Source organism: Vibrio sp. CCB-PB317 (assembly GCF_022808245.1).
Classification (GTDB): Bacteria; Pseudomonadota; Gammaproteobacteria; order Enterobacterales; family Vibrionaceae; genus Vibrio; species Vibrio diabolicus.
Genome location: NZ_JALGNU010000001.1, coordinates 282,254 through 299,367, shown reverse-complemented (window position 1 = coordinate 299,367; position 17,114 = coordinate 282,254). Strand labels below are relative to the sequence as shown.

14 protein-coding genes are annotated in these 17,114 nt (G+C 46.7%); 5 read left to right on the top strand and 9 right to left on the bottom strand.

Annotation, left to right across the window (positions count from 1 at the left end; all coding sequences use genetic code 11):
* Nucleotides 1–52: 52 nt before the first annotated feature.
* Genes gspF through gspC form a run of 4 tightly spaced genes read right to left on the bottom strand, consistent with a single transcriptional unit; the run spans nucleotide 53 to nucleotide 5,750 of the window.
* Nucleotides 53–1,270, bottom strand: a complete 1,218-nt coding sequence (gene gspF, locus MTR11_RS01425; RefSeq protein WP_005394987.1) for a type II secretion system inner membrane protein GspF — start codon at nucleotides 1,268–1,270, stop codon at nucleotides 53–55.
* On the bottom strand, nucleotides 1,270–2,772 hold the full coding sequence (gene gspE, locus MTR11_RS01420) for a type II secretion system ATPase GspE (protein ID WP_005394994.1): 1,503 nt from the start codon (nucleotides 2,770–2,772) through the stop codon (nucleotides 1,270–1,272). Before gspE ends, gspF begins: the two co-directional genes overlap by 1 nt.
* Nucleotides 2,772–4,790, bottom strand: a complete 2,019-nt coding sequence (gene gspD / locus MTR11_RS01415; RefSeq protein ID WP_005394995.1) for a type II secretion system secretin GspD — start codon at nucleotides 4,788–4,790, stop codon at nucleotides 2,772–2,774. The genes gspE and gspD overlap by 1 nt, the downstream gene beginning before the upstream one ends.
* A 36-nt stretch (nucleotides 4,791–4,826) precedes the next feature.
* Entirely contained in the window at nucleotides 4,827–5,750 is a 924-nt protein-coding gene (gene gspC, locus MTR11_RS01410) for a type II secretion system protein GspC (protein ID WP_005394996.1), read from the bottom strand.
* A gap of 253 nt (nucleotides 5,751–6,003) precedes the next feature.
* Here gspC and hslR point away from each other — a divergent pair, with 253 nt between their 5' ends.
* The 4 genes from hslR (at nucleotide 6,004) to MTR11_RS01390 (ending at nucleotide 11,550) form a co-directional block, all read left to right on the top strand.
* A complete protein-coding gene (hslR, locus tag MTR11_RS01405; protein WP_031780440.1) occupies nucleotides 6,004–6,390 on the top strand; it encodes a ribosome-associated heat shock protein Hsp15 in 387 nt (128 codons plus the stop codon).
* Nucleotides 6,391–6,421: 31 nt separating this feature from the next.
* Nucleotides 6,422–7,297, top strand: coding sequence for an Hsp33 family molecular chaperone HslO (gene hslO, locus MTR11_RS01400; protein ID WP_012841222.1), 876 nt, complete (start codon nucleotides 6,422–6,424; stop codon nucleotides 7,295–7,297).
* A gap of 337 nt (nucleotides 7,298–7,634) precedes the next feature.
* The gene (gene pckA / locus MTR11_RS01395; RefSeq protein ID WP_047009389.1) at nucleotides 7,635–9,263 is read left to right on the top strand and encodes a phosphoenolpyruvate carboxykinase (ATP); all 1,629 of its coding nucleotides are present in this window, start codon (nucleotides 7,635–7,637) and stop codon (nucleotides 9,261–9,263) included.
* Between the two features lie 193 nt (nucleotides 9,264–9,456).
* Nucleotides 9,457–11,550, top strand: a complete 2,094-nt coding sequence (locus tag MTR11_RS01390) for an AsmA family protein (protein WP_243326915.1) — start codon at nucleotides 9,457–9,459, stop codon at nucleotides 11,548–11,550.
* A gap of 13 nt (nucleotides 11,551–11,563) precedes the next feature.
* On the opposite strand, the gene MTR11_RS01385 is transcribed toward MTR11_RS01390, so the two are convergent.
* From MTR11_RS01385 to MTR11_RS01375, 3 genes are all read right to left on the bottom strand, one after another.
* Complete coding sequence (locus tag MTR11_RS01385; RefSeq protein ID WP_005395003.1) at nucleotides 11,564–12,481, bottom strand: bifunctional GNAT family N-acetyltransferase/hotdog fold thioesterase; 918 nt, start codon at nucleotides 12,479–12,481, stop codon at nucleotides 11,564–11,566.
* A 106-nt stretch (nucleotides 12,482–12,587) separates the two neighbouring features.
* Entirely contained in the window at nucleotides 12,588–13,022 is a 435-nt protein-coding gene (dtd, locus tag MTR11_RS01380; RefSeq protein WP_012841223.1) for a D-aminoacyl-tRNA deacylase, read from the bottom strand.
* Entirely contained in the window at nucleotides 12,994–13,938 is a 945-nt protein-coding gene (locus MTR11_RS01375; protein WP_005379281.1) for a virulence factor BrkB family protein, read from the bottom strand. Before MTR11_RS01375 ends, dtd begins: the two co-directional genes overlap by 29 nt.
* A 34-nt stretch (nucleotides 13,939–13,972) precedes the next feature.
* Here MTR11_RS01375 and MTR11_RS01370 point away from each other — a divergent pair, with 34 nt between their 5' ends.
* Nucleotides 13,973–14,614: a DUF2959 domain-containing protein gene (locus tag MTR11_RS01370; protein WP_031780441.1), complete on the top strand. Its 642-nt coding sequence runs from the start codon at nucleotides 13,973–13,975 to the stop codon at nucleotides 14,612–14,614.
* A gap of 31 nt (nucleotides 14,615–14,645) precedes the next feature.
* On the opposite strand, the gene MTR11_RS01365 is transcribed toward MTR11_RS01370, so the two are convergent.
* Nucleotides 14,646–15,188, bottom strand: coding sequence for an AAA family ATPase (locus MTR11_RS01365; protein ID WP_053808522.1), 543 nt, complete (start codon nucleotides 15,186–15,188; stop codon nucleotides 14,646–14,648).
* A gap of 80 nt (nucleotides 15,189–15,268) precedes the next feature.
* The gene (typA, locus tag MTR11_RS01360) at nucleotides 15,269–17,098 is read right to left on the bottom strand and encodes a translational GTPase TypA (RefSeq protein WP_243326913.1); all 1,830 of its coding nucleotides are present in this window, start codon (nucleotides 17,096–17,098) and stop codon (nucleotides 15,269–15,271) included.
* Nucleotides 17,099–17,114: the final 16 nt, after the last annotated feature.

Sequence of the window (17,114 nt, the reverse complement as noted above, 5' to 3'; positions counted from 1 at the left end):
TCCGAAAGTTAGATTCAAGCCATGCCGTAAGTAGACACGTCTTAATTCGAATTTATCCGCTCATCAAGTTATTCATTTCTAGCATTGGCATCAAGGTCGCCATCACAATAAACAACACTAATCCAGCCATTAAGGCAATTAATGCCGGAGTGAATACGCCTAACGCAATATTGACTGTAGATTCAAAGTTTTGATCTTGGTTATCGGCAGCACGCGTCAACATGCTCTCCAATTCACCACTTTGCTCACCACTGGCGATCATGTGTAGCATCATTGGTGGAAACAGACGAGTTTGATCTAACGCCTTACGCAGGCTGGCACCTTCTCGAACGTTATCTGCAGCAAGTAACACTTGCTGCTTCACATAGCGATTAGACATAACATCCACCGCGACACGCATGCCTTCTAGAATTGGAATCGCACTGGAAGTACAAATCGAAAGTGTTCGTGCGAATCGTGCGGTATTCAAACCTCGAGAGATTTTGCCCAATAGCGGTAGACTCAAGATTTTTCTATCCCAGGCTAAGCGAAAGTCTGGTTTTTGCAACGCCAGTTTGAGCCCATAGAAAAACACCACCAGCACGACGAAGATGATAAGCCCCCAATCTTGCACAAACTCACTGGCTGCCAGTAAGAACTGTGTTGACTGAGGTAACTCTTGTCCCATCTGAATGATTGGCTCAATGATTTTGGGTACCACTGTCGCTAATAAGAAAGAAACAATAACAACCGCAAACACCACTAAAACCACCGGGTAAATCATGGCTTGAAGCAGTTTGGAACGCATCTTCTGACGGTTTTCGACGTAGTCCGCCAAACGCTCTAATACCGTATCAAGATGGCCTGACTTTTCACCCGCCGCAACCATGGAGCGATAGAGCTCATCAAACACGTGGGGGTAATCAGCAAAACTGTCGGCGAGCGGATAACCCTCGGTTACTTTCGAGCGAACCGCAGCCAGCATAGAACGAATTCTCGGCTTTTCAGCCTGCTCAGAGACCGCGCGCAAACATTCTTCCAGAGGCATACCTGATTGGACTAACGTGGACAATTGACGTGTGATTAGTGCCAGCTCAGATGTTGAGATGCCGCGCTTAAAGCTGACTGAGCCTGAAGACTTAGCCGATTTAGCTTTCGTCTCAACCACTTCAATCGGGATCATCCCTTGCTCTTTGAGTCGCTGGCGCACTTGTCGGGCGTTGTCCCCTTCTATCGTGCCTTTTTTATGCTTGCCTTTTGCATCTAGCGCTTTGTACTCAAATGCCGCCATTAGGTTTCCTTCGTCACTCGCATCACTTCTTCAAGTGACGTAATACCACGACGTACTTTGCTTAGACCATCACTGCGAATACTTGGCGTATGGGCGCGAACGGCTCTCTCAATTTCTTGCTCACCAGACTCTCGGTGAATCAATTCTTGCACTTGCTCATCGACCATAATGAGCTCGTGGATACCTGTTCGACCTCGGTAGCCTTTTTGGTTACACGCTTCGCAGCCTTTAGCACGGTGTAGCTCTAGTGGTTCATGCGCTTCCATACCAAACAGTTTCTTCTGTTCAGCATCGGCTTCATACGGTTCTTTGCAACTCGGGCAAAGCGTACGAACCAAGCGCTGTGCTAACACACCCAATAACGATGAAGAAATAAGGAATGGTTCAATGCCCATATCGCGTAGACGCGTGATCGCACCAACAGCGGTGTTGGTGTGAAGGGTCGACATTACTAAGTGACCCGTTAAGGACGCTTGCACTGCAATTTGTGCGGTTTCTAAGTCACGGATCTCACCGACCATCACCACGTCAGGGTCCTGACGCAGAATGGCACGCAAGCCACGCGCAAAAGTCATGTCGACCTTCGGGTTCACCTGAGTCTGACCGATGCCATCAATGTCAAATTCGATCGGGTCTTCAACCGTTAAGATATTGCGTTCGTTACTGTTGATCTCTTGCAAGCCAGCGTACAAAGTCGTCGACTTACCAGAACCTGTCGGGCCGGTGACCAAGATGATACCGTGAGGACGCTGAATAAGATGACGGAAATTGTCGTGTACGGACGGCGTCATACCTAAGCTATGCAAATCGAGACGCGTCGCGTTTTTATCCAACAGACGCATAACTACTCGCTCGCCATGTGACGACGGCATTGTAGAAACACGCACATCAACCGCACGACCACCAATACGCAGTGAGATACGACCATCTTGAGGTACACGCTTTTCTGCAATATCCAGCTTCGCCATGACCTTCACTCGCGACACTAACAGTGGTGCAAGCTTACGACTTGGTGTGAGCACTTCACGCAATACGCCATCGACACGGAAACGAATCGAAAGGGTTTTCTCGAAAGTTTCGATATGAATATCCGACGCCCCTTCTTTAATTGCTTCACCCAACATCGCATTGATCAACTTAATGATTGGTGCATCGTCTTCTGACTCTAGCAAGTCTTCATCATGCGGCAGCTCTTCAGCCAATGAGAAAAAGTCGTCGCTATCGGCACCGATGTCTTCCATCAATTGACGCGCTTCAGACGAGTCACGTTGATATGCTTCGGTCAGCTTTTTATCAAAGGCTTCTTTATCGATAGGCTGCGGTACGAAGCTTTTCTTCAGCACACGACGGACTTCAACCAGAGCCGCTGGGTTGAGCGGCTCGACATAGTAAAGAATGGGCGGACGCTCAGGATGCTCTGTCTCCAGCACCAGTTTAAAGCGATTGGCAAAACTGAATGGCAGACGACGCATACTTGGCGCTGTGTCTAACATATCAACCATTAGTTATTTTCCATTTGATCAATAAACGCTTGTATCTCAGTTGGGTGCTGACGCTCCTGGCCAAAGGCTGGCATGACTGGGATCTTCTCGTCAGCCATCAACTTCAATCCTTGATCCGCTTTGTAGAGTTGCTCTGCGCGAATAAAGTTGTATTTGCGCTGTGTAATGCCGTCTGCGGTCATACCATCACGAATAATCGTCGGCTTGATGAACACCATCAAGTTACGCTTTTCTGTTTGCGTGCTGGTTGATTTGAACAAATGACCAAGCACTGGGATGTCACCCAGTAGCGGTACTTTTGACTCACTTTCAAGTGCACGTTCATCAACCAAACCACCAAGAACCAGCATCTGACCATCTTGGATCATGACTGAGGTATTTAGCTGACGCTTAGCAAATCGAACGTCAACCGCACCGTTTGCACCCAACACATTGGACACTTCTTGCTCGATATTTAACTGAACAGAGTCACCTTCGTTAATTTGTGGCACAACCTTAAGCTTGATGCCCACTTCTTTACGATCAACCGTTTGGAATGGATTGTCGTTGTTTGAGCCAGCCGTAGAGCCTGTGATAACAGGCACTTCTTCACCAACAATAAATGATGCTTCACCATTATCCATTACCGTGATACTTGGAGAAGATAGAATGTTTGAGTTGGAGTCGGTCGCTACTGCACTGACCAAAGCAGTCCAGTCACCCATCACGATGCTCATCGCAGCGCCGTTAACACCGCTCAGTGCTGATGCAAGAGTAGAATAGTCACCAGATTCAGTAACATCATATGGCGTTCGTTCGCCATTCGCATTTGTGTAGTATTCAGTTCGAGTTTGATCTTTTGCTTCTTCTAGACCAACCATTACCTGACCAATCGGTGCACCAGAGTTACCGTACTGAATCACCGCACCGGTTTCCAGTGAGCCCCACTGAACACCTAAGTTAATGCCGTCACCTTCTGACATTTCAACGATCAGCGCCTCAATCAAGACTTGAGCACGACGAATATCAAGCTGAGCAATAACATCTTGTAGCGCATTCATGATATCTGGTGGAGCCGTTAATACTAAGGCGTTGGTCGCTGCGTGCGCAGCAATCACCACTTCACCACGCTGGGCACCTGACGCTTTCTGGCCGACTTGCTTTTCAGCTTGTAGGTTATCGGAGACACCTTTTAGTACATCCACCAAATCTTCAGCTTTCGCGTTCTTCAGGTAAACCACGCGGTTGTTACCTTTGGTCGCCATTTCAACGTCAAGTTGACGAATCAATCGCTTCAGACGCGCACGTACTTTAGGATCGCCAGAAATCAAAATCGCGTTGGTGCGTTCATCGGCAACAATTTTAGGCTCAAGGAACTCAGGCGTGCTCTTCTGATTGGTGCTTTTATTCAGTGCTTCAACAATACGCACCATTTCGGCAGCAGAAGCATTGCGCAGTTCCACCAGCTCAATTTCTTTATCACCCGCTTGGTCAACACGCTTAATGATTTCTGCTAAGCGATTTACGACCGCCGCACGACCTGTGATTAAGATGATGTTCGCAGGATCGTAGTGAACTACGTTACCAGCACCAGCATTATCAATCAGTTGACGAAGTAGAGGAGACAACTCACGAACCGACACATTACGCACCGCAACAACTCGAGTGATAACGCTGTCGCCTTGCGCGCTGCCATCACCTAATACAGGGATTGCTGACGTTTTTGAGTCTTTCGCTTTGATAACCTTAAGTACACCGTTGTCCATTTCTACGACGGCGTAGCCGTATACTTCGAGTACGTTAAGGAAAAAGCTGTAGTATTGCTCTTCGTTAAGCACATCATAGCTGCGGACATCGATTTTACCGCGCACTGAAGGGTCAACAATGATGGTCTTTTCGAGATTACGACCCACTATGTTGATGAATTCTTGAATATCAGTGCCTTTAAAGCTGGCACTAAATTCGTTTGCTATTGCACCTGGGACGCAGAGTAAACTTCCTGCTAGTAGCCAAGCACTTTTGCTGAACCAATGTTTCACGTATGTCTCCCTGAACTTACGCCGGTTGCCTAAGTCTTACAATTGGATATAGATATCGTACTGTTGGCCGTCGCGCTCAACAGTTAAATTTAATTCTTGCGGATCGCTCATCACTTGCATCAGTTGTACTGAAGAAGACGGGTCACTTAAATCGATCCCATTAAGCTGCACCGCAATATCACCAGGTTCTAGACCCACATCATTAAACAGCGCGGCATCACGACCAGGTGACACTCGATAACCAACAATGCCCCCGTCTCTTTTGACGGGTGAAATGGTGATGTATTTGAAAACGCTTTGTGGATCTTTCGCAATTTCCTCTCGGATTTGCTCTAATTTTTCTCCAACGTCAGACGCTGATTCTGCTCGTTGAGATTGGGCTCTGGCTATCTGCGGCGATTCAGATAGCTTCTTATATTCTATACCCTGCATCATTAAGGTCTCGTCTCGACCTTGGTTATCAATGATGACGCGATCCACTAATACGGCTTTTAGTGTCGCACGCGTACCTTCAATTTCTTCACCTAAACCATACGTTGCTTGCTTGCCACGGTTGGCAATGACAGCAAGGCTGGTATTCGCATCACTGCTTGCAACCGCGCCAACCAGTGTAAGGTTAAGGCGCGTCTTCGGAGCGTCTTTAACAACAGGTTGTTCTACAACTGCAGGCTTTTGTTCAGTGAATTTACCGAATAGGTTGGCATTCTGAAGGGCATTAAAATCTATCGCGTCGCCTTTATTGCTCGCAACAACGCTGCTCGTCGATGGACGCCATTGCGGCACTTCCGACGATTGAGGTATGGCTAACCATACAATTTTGCCAAGTATCCATCCGGTTATCGCAATAAACAGACAGGTGAGCAACAAGCTAAGTTTGGCTTGAATTGTATAATTATTGGACTTGATCTGAGCCAGTAGCGGTCTGCTTGATAATCCTGCACTTAGCTCTAAACGTTTCACTGAATGGATTCCTTTATTCTAACGTTCGTCATTTAAGCTATAACAATAGCTATCGACTTTAAATTGCTAAATTTGCAATAAAATTATTACTCAACAAAGAGCAGTGAACTATATCACAAGTTGTCTTTCATACCTTTTTCTTATGCAGTTTTTGCCAACTCCCTTGAAAAAAATACGCCTTGACTCCATCTGTAGGTGAATAATCCATCACTCATTGCCATATTCGGGCAGTGATTAGATAGCGTAGTGTTCTATGAGTTCCCTAAATGAAGCCGTTAGGCTAGATAAATGGCTATGGGCCGCAAGATTTTATAAAACCCGCTCTATCGCTCGTAACATGGTCGATGGTGGTAAAGTCCACTATAATGGCCAACGAAGCAAACCGAGTAAAATCGTTGAAGTGGGCGCCGAAGTAAGACTTCGTCAAGGCAACGAAGAAAAAACGGTGATCATCGAAAAAATTTCTGATCAACGCCGAGGCGCTCCCATCGCACAGACCTTGTATCGCGAAACTAATGAAAGTATAGCGAAACGTGAGGAACACGCGACTCAACGTAAGCTTAATGCCCACAACCCAAGTCCAGAACGCCGCCCAGATAAAAAGCAGCGCAGAGACATCATTAAGTTCAAACACCAATAAAAGCCGGAATTACCAACGAGGAAAGCACTCCATGGCAAATAATGTTTTAAACCGCTATCTATTCGAAGATCTTTCAGTACGTGGCGAGTTGGTACAATTGGATGAAGCGTACCAACGTGTTATCTCCAGCAAGGAATATCCGGCAGCAATAGAGAAACTGCTGGGTGAGCTACTCGTTTCAACCACTCTTTTAACCGCCACTCTTAAGTTCGAAGGCTCAATCACCATTCAGCTACAAGGCGACGGCCCTGTATCTCTTGCCGTTATCAACGGTGACCACAAGCAACGCGTTCGTGGCGTGGCTCGCTGGGAAGGCGATATTGCCGATGATGCAAACCTCCACGATCTCATGGGCAAAGGTTACCTCGTTATCACTATCGAACCGAAAAACGGTGAGCGTTACCAAGGTGTCGTTGGATTAGAAGGTGATACTCTAGCCGACGTACTAGAAGGCTACTTCGCAAACTCAGAGCAGCTAAAAACGCGCCTATGGATCCGCACGGGCGAGCATGAAGGTAAAGCCCACGCAGCAGGTATGTTGATTCAAGTAATCCCTGATGGCACTGGTTCACCAGATGATTTCGAGCATCTAGAGCAACTGACTGACACGGTAAAAGATGAAGAGCTATTTGGTCTAGAAGCTAACGAACTACTATACCGCCTATATAACCAAGACAAAGTGCGCCTTTACGAACCGCAACCTGTCGAATTCCATTGTGGCTGTTCTCGTGATCGTAGTGGTGCCGCTATCATCACCGTTGAGAAAGCTGAAATTTATGACATTTTGGCTGAAGTAGGATCCGTTTCTTTACATTGTGATTACTGTGGCACGACCTATACGTTCGACGAAGCAGAAGTCACCGAGCTGTATGCACAAGCTTCTGCGGACAAGAAAACCCTGCATTAATTTACATAGCTTAGCAAGCACGTAATTTACCCTACAAAATGCCAGCTTAATGCTGGCATTTTTGTGATCAATCCCTCGTAATACCTCGCTTCAAGCGTAATAAAACAACTGCTTAATTTTAAACAATTAATAATGATTTTGCCCTAGCGCAAAGGATTGCGTGCACGATAAACTATTCCCACCAATATGTGACGGGTTACCTAAAACCTTATTGAAATCATGGATAAATTTTGAGCTATCTCCCTGTTTTCTCCCCGCCCCGTTGCTAGCATGGTGAGCAGATTAAAATTAAAACATTCTTACAAAATCCCTACAAAAATCCTTATAAGGAGCACCTATGACCGTTATGGAACATACTAAGGCTGCAACACTTGATCTAACCAAGCACGGACTGCATAACGTTAAAGAGGTTATTCGTAACCCTAGCTACGAAATGTTGTTTGAGGAAGAAACGCGTGAAGACCTAACAGGTTATGAGCGTGGCGTGGTTACTGAACTAGGTGCGGTTGCCGTTGACACTGGCATCTTTACTGGTCGCTCACCAAAAGATAAATACATCGTCAAAGACGCTACGACAGAAGAGCATATGTGGTGGACGTCTGATCAAGTAAAAAATGACAACAAACCAATCACTCCAGAAGTGTGGGACGAGCTGAAAGAACTGGTCACAAACCAGCTTTCTAACAAACGCTTGTTTGTTGTTGACGGTTACTGTGGTGCAAACCCAGATACGCGTTTGAGCATTCGTGTTATCACGGAAGTCGCATGGCAAGCGCACTTCGTTAAAAACATGTTTATCCGCCCAACAGAAGAAGAATTGACAACATTTGAACCAGACTTCGTGGTAATGAATGGCGCAAAATGCACTAACCCAAAATGGGAAGAGCAAGGTCTGAACTCAGAAAACTTCACCGTATTTAACCTAACCGAGCGCATGCAACTTATCGGTGGTACTTGGTACGGCGGTGAGATGAAGAAAGGCATGTTCGCAATGATGAACTACTTCCTTCCATTAAAAGACATCGCATCAATGCACTGTAGCGCTAACATGGGCAAAGACGGCGACGTAGCGGTATTCTTTGGTCTCTCTGGTACCGGTAAAACCACACTATCAACTGACCCTAAACGTGCGCTAATTGGTGATGATGAGCACGGTTGGGATGATGACGGCGTCTTCAACTTCGAAGGTGGTTGTTACGCGAAAACCATCAAGCTATCGAAAGAAGCGGAGCCAGACATCTACAACGCAATTCGCCGTGATGCACTGCTAGAAAACGTAACGGTACGTAGCGATGGTTCTATCGACTTTGATGATGGTTCGAAAACAGAAAACACTCGTGTTTCTTACCCTATCTACCATATCGACAACATCGTTAAGCCAGTATCAAAAGGCGGTCACGCGAATAAAGTGATCTTCCTATCAGCGGACGCATTTGGTGTGCTACCTCCAGTGTCTAAATTGACACCTGAGCAAACTAAGTACCACTTCCTATCTGGCTTTACTGCAAAACTGGCAGGAACAGAGCGTGGTATTACTGAGCCAACGCCAACCTTCTCTGCATGTTTTGGCGCAGCGTTCCTAACGCTTCACCCAACTAAATACGCAGAAGTACTGGTTAAACGTATGGAAGCAGCAGGCGCTGAGGCTTACCTAGTGAACACAGGTTGGAACGGCACTGGCAAACGTATCTCGATTCAAGATACGCGCGGAATTATTGATGCGATCCTTGATGGTTCGATTGAAGATGCACCAACTAAGCACATTCCTATCTTCAACCTTGAAGTACCAACTTCACTACCAGGTGTGGATCCAAGCATTCTAGACCCTCGTGACACGTACGTTGATCCACTTCAGTGGGAAAGCAAAGCGAAAGACTTGGCTGAACGCTTTATCAATAACTTTGATAAATACACGGACAATGCGGAAGGTAAATCTCTGGTTGCCGCTGGCCCTCAGATTGATTAAGTCGAGTAACAACGACGTCGCGTAAACCACAGTGATAAGTGGGCAGCCACTTATCACTTTTACGTAGACCAAGTTACAAAAAACCGCTTCAAGCCCCCTCTTTTGAGGGGCTTTTTATTGAATACCGCAGAATATTGATACAAGCTAAAGCCTATCTAGTTTTATTTAATAGCAAACGTAGGTTCTAGCAGGGATGAAAACAGCGCGTCGAGCTCTAATTCTGTTACTGGTTATCTTAGTTGCCATTCCGGCCACTACGATTGCGCTGTTAACAACATCTTACGCCGATGCAACTTGGCGTCTGCTATCAAACAGCATTTCCTTGCCCTTTCAAGCAGAAAGCGTGCGTTACGATTTTCCCTACCACCTAACTTTACAGGGTGTGAACACAAACGTAGACGACGCTTCTTATATCGAGCAAGTCGATTTATGGATGAATCCCGATGTTTATCGCGATGGTAAATGGATCGTTGATAGCTTATTGATTGATGGACTTAATTTGCAGTATGGCGCGCCAAAGCTCCCGCCTTTAGATAACGTTTTGTTCCATCAAATCGCGCTCAAAAATATTGATTACGCCGACGAGCAGTTTTCTGGTAATGGCATTGACCTTCAAATTCAATCACCACTGTGGAATGGCCAGTTAATACCATATGGCGAGGTTCAACTTGCAGCCGACCAGATCTATTGGAATGGCGAAGCCTTTAATCAGGTCTTGGTCGACATGGACTACAAACCGCAAGACAGTACGCTCTATGGCACCTCATTTAACTGGCGTAACAGTCAAATTTCAGGGCAAGGCGAGCAGTATCCACAAGGCTGGTCTTTAGTGAATGTGACCATCAATAAGTTGCAACTCAATCATATCCAGCTCCAATCACTGCTTGCTAAGCCTTGGCAAGCAATGCCATTCCAGATTAATCACATTAATAGCTTAGACTTACTGAACGCCGATATTAAATGGGGCGATTGGCACTGGCAAAACTTAGAGCTCTCCGTAGAAAACGCCACACTGCCGTTGTCTCCCTGGGAGACAACGGCTCAAGTTTCATTGCAGGCGGATAGCGTCCGATTCCAACAGCAAACCGCAATAGAGCCACGTTTAAGTGCTGTTATCAAGCCTGGAAAAATCCAACTCAACGAGCTCAGCTTAGATTGGCAGCAAGGTCGTGTGCAGGTCTCTGGGGTGTTCACTCCAACGCAATGGCAACTCGAAGAAGCCTCCATTCAAGGCCTCAAGTGGGCAATACAACCTGAAGATAACCAAAACTGGTGGCACGCCGCCATCAGTAAGTTAGATCATGTCACAGTCCAACGACTCGACATCGAGCGCAGCCAAATCATTCAGCTATCTCACGAACCTTATTGGCAGTTCTCCGGTTTAAACATCGAAGGGCAACAGCTTGATCTTAAACAGGTCAATCAACGTTGGGGCCTTTGGCATGGGGAGCTGGAAGCTAGCGTAGTCAACGCCAGTTATAACCAAGTGCTCACGTCTCATGCTGCACTTGCCATGCAAAGTGAGAATGGCTTTTGGCAACTGACACGCCTTTTTGCACCACTCGAGCAAGGCTACGTAGAAGGCGTCGGACAGATAAACCTAAGTACTCCGAGCCAGCCTTGGGCACTCAACCTCAATGCCGATGGCATTCCCTTATCACTCTTCCACGATTATTTACCCAACACACTGGCCATTGATGGTTTTTCCGATCTCAGCCTCGATCTACAAGGGTTATCAGGTGATCGCAACATGCTGGCCTACAGCTTATCGGGTGAAGTGGAAGCCAACCTACGAGATACCCGTTTAAAATCCCAAGCGGATCATTCGCTCAAAGCCATTACCTTAAGTCCGCTGCGTTTAACCGCGCAACGAGGGGAAGTCGCCATAGAACCAGTCACCATTTCTGGGAAAGCCATGAGTGGTAAGGTTTGGGGCGAGTTTGATATGGCCAACAACCCGCTAAGTGGCATTGCTTATCAATTGAAAGAGTCGTGCGGGAGCGTTGAAGGTGATCTACTCAATGGCGAAACCCATCATAACGAGTGTTTAAAAGCACCAGCATCAAAAGCACCGGCTGATGTTGAAAGCACTCCACAAACAAGTGAATCAGCCATGGAGCTGCCAACTGCGATTGATAACATCAATGTGGAGATTCAAGAGGAAGAATTTTCCGAAGAAATTGTCGAAGAAGACGAAGCATCTGTCACTGATCCCACCACAGAGGAACAAATCCTCCCACCGACAGAGCGAGAAAACGAAACAGATAAGCGCCCTACAGATCAGTAAGGCGCCCTCTCAATTAACAGCTGAGTAATTGCGAATAGTTCGGTATCAGCATATAGGTACCAACAAAATCTACGGCTGGCGTGTCGCCACTATAAATCACCACGTGAATGACGATGCGTGCTTTACGCCCTGACTCCAATCGATCTAGGTCACCACTGATCCCATCTAACGAAGTACTTGCCACGGGGTTTTGTTCGACTGGTTGACGATAACGAATCGAGCTGTCGGCCAACACAATATCACCATGCAAACCGCGCTCTTTAAGCAGCAGCCACGTCATACCCCACCCCGTCAAGGTAGCTAAAGTAAAAGCCGACCCCGCAAACATGGTGTTATGCGGATTAAGGTTTGGATTAAGTTGCGCGCAGCATTCAAACTGGTAACCCGTGTACTGGTTAATTTTTATCCCCATTTTGTCACTAATTGGGATCTGTTGCTCCCAGCGCTGCTGAAGTTCAGTGCACCATTCTGGGCGACGCAACACATTCGCCATCGGATCCAATGGTTTCACCATTTGCTGGTGACGCACAGGACCGCGCTCGTCGGTCAGTTCACCGCGACGCTCAAAGCCATTTTTCTCGTAAAAGGCGATGGCATCTTCACGGGCATTACACACCAAGCGCTTCGCCCCTTCTTGGCGTGCTAACGACTCTAGCGCGACCAGAACCAGCGAGCCCATCCCCTTACTGCGGCGATTATTTTTAACCGCCATATAGCGGATTTGGCCATCATTATCCGGCGTAATGTATAAACGACCGATCGCCATAGGACGCCCTCGACCATCAACAATCATACGGTGATGGCTCATTTCATCGTATTCATCGCGTTCAGAGCCAATTGGCATACGCCATGGCTCACGAAGCAGTTGCCAGCGAAACTGATAATACTTGTTTATCTGATTATCGGTTTTGGGAGTAATGAGTTTGAACATATCAATCCTTTGAAAGCACAACACTAATAAATGTCGGGAAAATCACTCCAAGCCAATTCCATGAGCTTGGAGTTAAAGCTTAGACCATGGCACTGGTGTTACCAGACTAGACCTGCAACCAAAACGTCACCGGACCGTCATTCACTAAGGACACTTTCATATCGGCAGCGAAGCGGCCACGCTGTGTGGGTAAAACTTGTTCACACAAATCAGAAAAGTAATCATACAAGCGCTCAGCATCAGCAGGATGCGCACCGCGAGAAAAGCCAGCACGAGTGCCTTTTTTTGTATCCGCAGGTAACGTAAATTGAGAAACCACCAGCACTTTGCCTTCTACCTGTTTGACGTTCAGGTTCATCTTACCTTCATCATCTTCGAACACGCGGTAGGTCGTAACACGCTCCATCAAGCGTTTTGCTTTGGCCTCATCGTCGTCTTTCTCTACTCCTAATAAGACCAGCAGACCACGATCAATTTCCCCTACGACTTCACCATCCACACGGACGGCAGCTTCACTGACTCGTTGAATTAGCGCTATCACTACTCTCGCTTCCTTCATCTGTTAACTGAGATTCAGCGGTCGAGTGTATCATGTCTAAATCTTCACTCCAGTGCTCTCTCTCACCAAGCGCAGCTGTGACTTCCGCACCCAATAACACGATCATCCAGCATAAATACACCCAAACAAACAAGATAGGAATCGCGGCTAACGCGCCGTAAATGAGCTGATAAGACGGGAACTGCGTGATGTAGAGTGCAAAGCCCTTTTTACTTAATTCGAACAGTATCGCAGCGACTGCTGCCCCCATCGCGCCATGAGCCAGGTGCACTTTTTTATTCGGCACCAGAATATATAAGCCAAGGAAAGCGAAAAAAGACAACAACAGCGGTAACCAACGTAAAAACAGATTAAACGCACCAGATAATGTCTCGTTCTCTAAAATTTGCAGTGAGGTCACGTACGACGTCGCCGCAATACTCGCACCGACCATGATCGGCCCTAACGTGAGTACCATCCAATACATAGAGAATGAAAAGACTAAACGGCGCTTGTCTTTAACTCGCCAAATGTAGTTTAAGTTCTTATCAATGTTCGAAATCAGCATGACTGCAGCAATGAATAAAAACCCACCGCCAACCGCGCTCATTTTACCCGTATTCGCCACAAATTCCTGCAATGCCGTATGTACAGCTTCCCCAGATGCCGGAACAAAATTCTCAATAATGTAGCCTTGCAACACCTCACCGACGTTCGCAAAAACGGGAAATTTCGACAATATTGATAACAATACCGTCAGCATTGGCACGATGGATAACAAGGTAATGTAGGCAAGATAGCCCGCGTTCACATTGACGCGATCATGCGTTAATCGCTTAAGAAGATACTTAAAAAACGCGACGCAACTTGGCAGTAGATTGATTAATCTTGCCTTGTAACTCTCTGATAACTGGTTCATAGTTCATCCCATAATTAGCGTCGAGGACATAAGAATGCCTTATTTATTAGCAATTGTACTATCAATTTTCACTTTAACAGGGTGTCAATCTGCTTATTACTCAGCGATGGAGCAAGTTGGGTACCATAAACGAGATATTATGGTCGACCGCGTTGAAGATGCCAAAGAATCTCAACAAGATGCACAAGAAGAATTCACCAGTGCACTCGAGGCCTTATCTGCGATCACTAATTTTGATGGTGGTGAGCTAGAAAGTGTCTACAACAAAATCAATGACAAGTACGAAGACAGCGAAAAAGCGGCGCAAGACGTTCGTGACCGCATTGCTGCGATTGAAGACGTTTCCGGCGCACTGTTTGATGAATGGCAAGACGAACTAGAGCTGTACTCGAGCGCGAAATTGCGCCGTTCAAGCGAACAAAAGCTACGTGAAACCAAAGCTTCGTACAAAACCATGCTTAGCGCAATGAAGCGTGCAGAGAAAAAGATGACGCCTGTACTAAATACACTGCGCGACAACACGTTGTACTTGAAACACAACCTTAACGCGAGTGCGATTGGCTCTCTACAAGGTGAATTTTCTAGTCTAGAGAAAGACATTCAGTTTGCCATCAAACAGATGAACGAAGCGATTGCAGAGTCTGATAAGTTCCTGCAAAAGCTCAATCAAAAGTAAATGATTCAAGCCTCCTCCTAGCGAGGAGGTTTTAGTCTGCGACCTCATCAACTAAACCGATGACTCTTCGAACAAAACCTACTCGTTCTAGCACACTGCCCCATGGCACTTCTACCACTTCGTAACCTAATTCAGCATAGATATCCACTAAGGATTGATGAATCTCCAATGCTTCTTCAAAGCTGTGTGGACGCACTTCATCTTGCACGTAAATGGATGCTTCAGGTCGACAAGTAAACACCTGACTATGGTACCCAGCACTTTCAGTTAAGAAAGCTTGGTCAACCTTACAACCGCCCACTTGTAAGTAAGCAATGATGTCTGGGATGGCGCGATCAACAAACGCAACGTCATGACAACGCGCATCACTCTTTTGCTTGCTCATCAAGTCGAGACACAATTGAGCAAACTCAGGCAGGTTCGTCCACGGCAAGATACCGTCGTCTAACTGGTTTTGCTGTTCAATCAGCGTACGAGAGCTCTCTGCAAACGTCGCATACCCTTGCCGCTCTAATGCATTCAGTAGGGTGGTTTTCCCCGCACCTGGGCCACCAGTAATCACTATTGGCTTCATGCTGATATGTTCATTCTCTAGATACAAAAAACCCTGAGCATAACTCAGGGCTTCTTCTTAATTGAATCGCTTAACGAAAATTATTTCGCGCCACGAGAAGCACGTTTACGATCGCTTTCCGTTAGGAATTTCTTACGGATACGGATGCTTTCAGGTGTTACTTCTACTAGCTCGTCGTCATCGATGAACTCAAGCGCTTGCTCTAGTGTCATGATGATTGGCGGAGTTAGAACCTGTGCGTCATCTGTACCAGATGCACGAACGTTGGTTAGCTGCTTACCTTTCAGTGCGTTTACTGTTAGGTCGTTGTCGCGGCTGTGAATACCGATAACCATGCCTTCGTAAACTTCCACACCGTGACCGATAAATAGACGACCACGTTCTTGAAGGTTGAACAGTGCGTTAGTTAGCGCTTTACCCGCAGCGTTAGCAATCAGAACACCGTTGATACGCTGACCGATGTTACCGCCTTTGTGTGGGCCGTAGTGGTCAAACGTATGGTATAGAAGACCAGAACCAGAAGTCAGTGTCATGAATTCCGTTTGGAAGCCGATCAGACCACGAGATGGCATGATGAAGTCCATACGTACACGGCCTTTACCGTCTGGAGCCATATCTTTCAGCTCACCTTTACGTAGGCCGATATTCTCCATGATACCGCCTTGGTGCTCTTCCATTACGTCGATAGTTACCGTTTCAAACGGTTCCATTAGCTGACCATCTTCTTCTTTGATGATTACTTCTGGACGAGATACGGCAAGCTCGAAGCCTTCACGACGCATGTTTTCGATCAGGATAGACAGGTGAAGCTCACCACGGCCTGATACGCGGAATTTGTCTGGATCGTCTGTTTGTTCAACGCGCAGTGCAACGTTGTGTACCAGTTCCTTCTCTAGACGCTCAAGGATGTTACGTGAAGTGACGAACTTACCTTCTTTACCAGCGAATGGAGACGTGTTTACTTGGAACGTCATGGTTACTGTTGGTTCATCAACAGACAGTGCTGGTAGTGCTTCTACTGCGTTTTGTGCACAGATAGTGTCAGAGATTTTAAGCTCGCCAAGACCAGTGATTGCAATGATATCACCCGCGTTAGCTTGCTCAACTTCGTGACGCTCTAGGCCTAGGTAGCCCATTACTGTGCCCACTTTACCGTTGCGAGTTTTGCCGTCTGCACCAACAACCGTTACTTGCTGGTTTGGCTTAACGCTACCACGAGTTACACGGCCAACGCCGATAACGCCAACGTAAGAGCTGTAATCCAACTGAGAGATTTGCATCTGTAGTGGACCATCTAGGTCAACTTCTGGTGCAGCTACTTCGCCAACGATAGTTTCGAATAGCGGTTCCATGTTATCGCCAGTTTCGCCTTCTTCTAGAGAAGCCCAACCGTTAAGAGCAGAAGCGTAAACCACTTTAAAGTCTAACTGTTCGTCAGAAGCACCTAGGTTGTCGAATAGGTCGAACACTTGGTCCATAACCCAATCAGGACGTGCACCAGGGCGGTCAATCTTGTTGATAACAACGATTGGTTTTAGACCATGAGCAAACGCTTTTTGTGTTACGAAACGCGTTTGAGGCATTGGACCATCAACCGCGTCAACGATAAGTAGTACAGAGTCTACCATCGACATGATACGTTCAACTTCGCCACCGAAGTCCGCGTGTCCCGGAGTATCTACGATGTTGATACGGTAATCGTTCCAGTCGATTGCTGTGTTTTTAGCAAGAATGGTAATACCGCGCTCTTTCTCGATGTCGTTCGAGTCCATGACTCGCTCTTCAGCTTCACCGCGAGACTCAAGCGTGCCTGATTGTTGTAGCAGCTTGTCAACCAACGTGGTTTTACCGTGGTCAACGTGCGCGATGATCGCGATATTTCTTAATTTATCAATCTGTGGAGTAGCCATGGATATTGATTCACTT

Bases quoted from the DNA above. Each gene is read 5' to 3' on its own strand.
- gspF (WP_005394987.1), bottom strand. From the start codon at position 1,270: ATGGCGGCATTTGAGTACAAAGCGCTAGATGCAAAAGGCAAGCATAAA.
- gspE (WP_005394994.1), bottom strand. From the start codon at position 2,772: ATGGTTGATATGTTAGACACAGCGCCAAGTATGCGTCGTCTGCCATTC.
- hslR (WP_031780440.1), top strand. From the start codon at position 6,004: ATGAGTTCCCTAAATGAAGCCGTTAGGCTAGATAAATGGCTATGGGCC.
- hslO (WP_012841222.1), top strand. From the start codon at position 6,422: ATGGCAAATAATGTTTTAAACCGCTATCTATTCGAAGATCTTTCAGTA.
- pckA (WP_047009389.1), top strand. From the start codon at position 7,635: ATGACCGTTATGGAACATACTAAGGCTGCAACACTTGATCTAACCAAG.
- MTR11_RS01390 (WP_243326915.1), top strand. From the start codon at position 9,457: ATGAAAACAGCGCGTCGAGCTCTAATTCTGTTACTGGTTATCTTAGTT.
- MTR11_RS01385 (WP_005395003.1), bottom strand. From the start codon at position 12,481: ATGTTCAAACTCATTACTCCCAAAACCGATAATCAGATAAACAAGTAT.
- MTR11_RS01375 (WP_005379281.1), bottom strand. From the start codon at position 13,938: ATGAACCAGTTATCAGAGAGTTACAAGGCAAGATTAATCAATCTACTG.
- MTR11_RS01370 (WP_031780441.1), top strand. From the start codon at position 13,973: ATGCCTTATTTATTAGCAATTGTACTATCAATTTTCACTTTAACAGGG.
- MTR11_RS01365 (WP_053808522.1), bottom strand. From the start codon at position 15,188: ATGAAGCCAATAGTGATTACTGGTGGCCCAGGTGCGGGGAAAACCACC.
- typA (WP_243326913.1), bottom strand. From the start codon at position 17,098: ATGGCTACTCCACAGATTGATAAATTAAGAAATATCGCGATCATCGCG.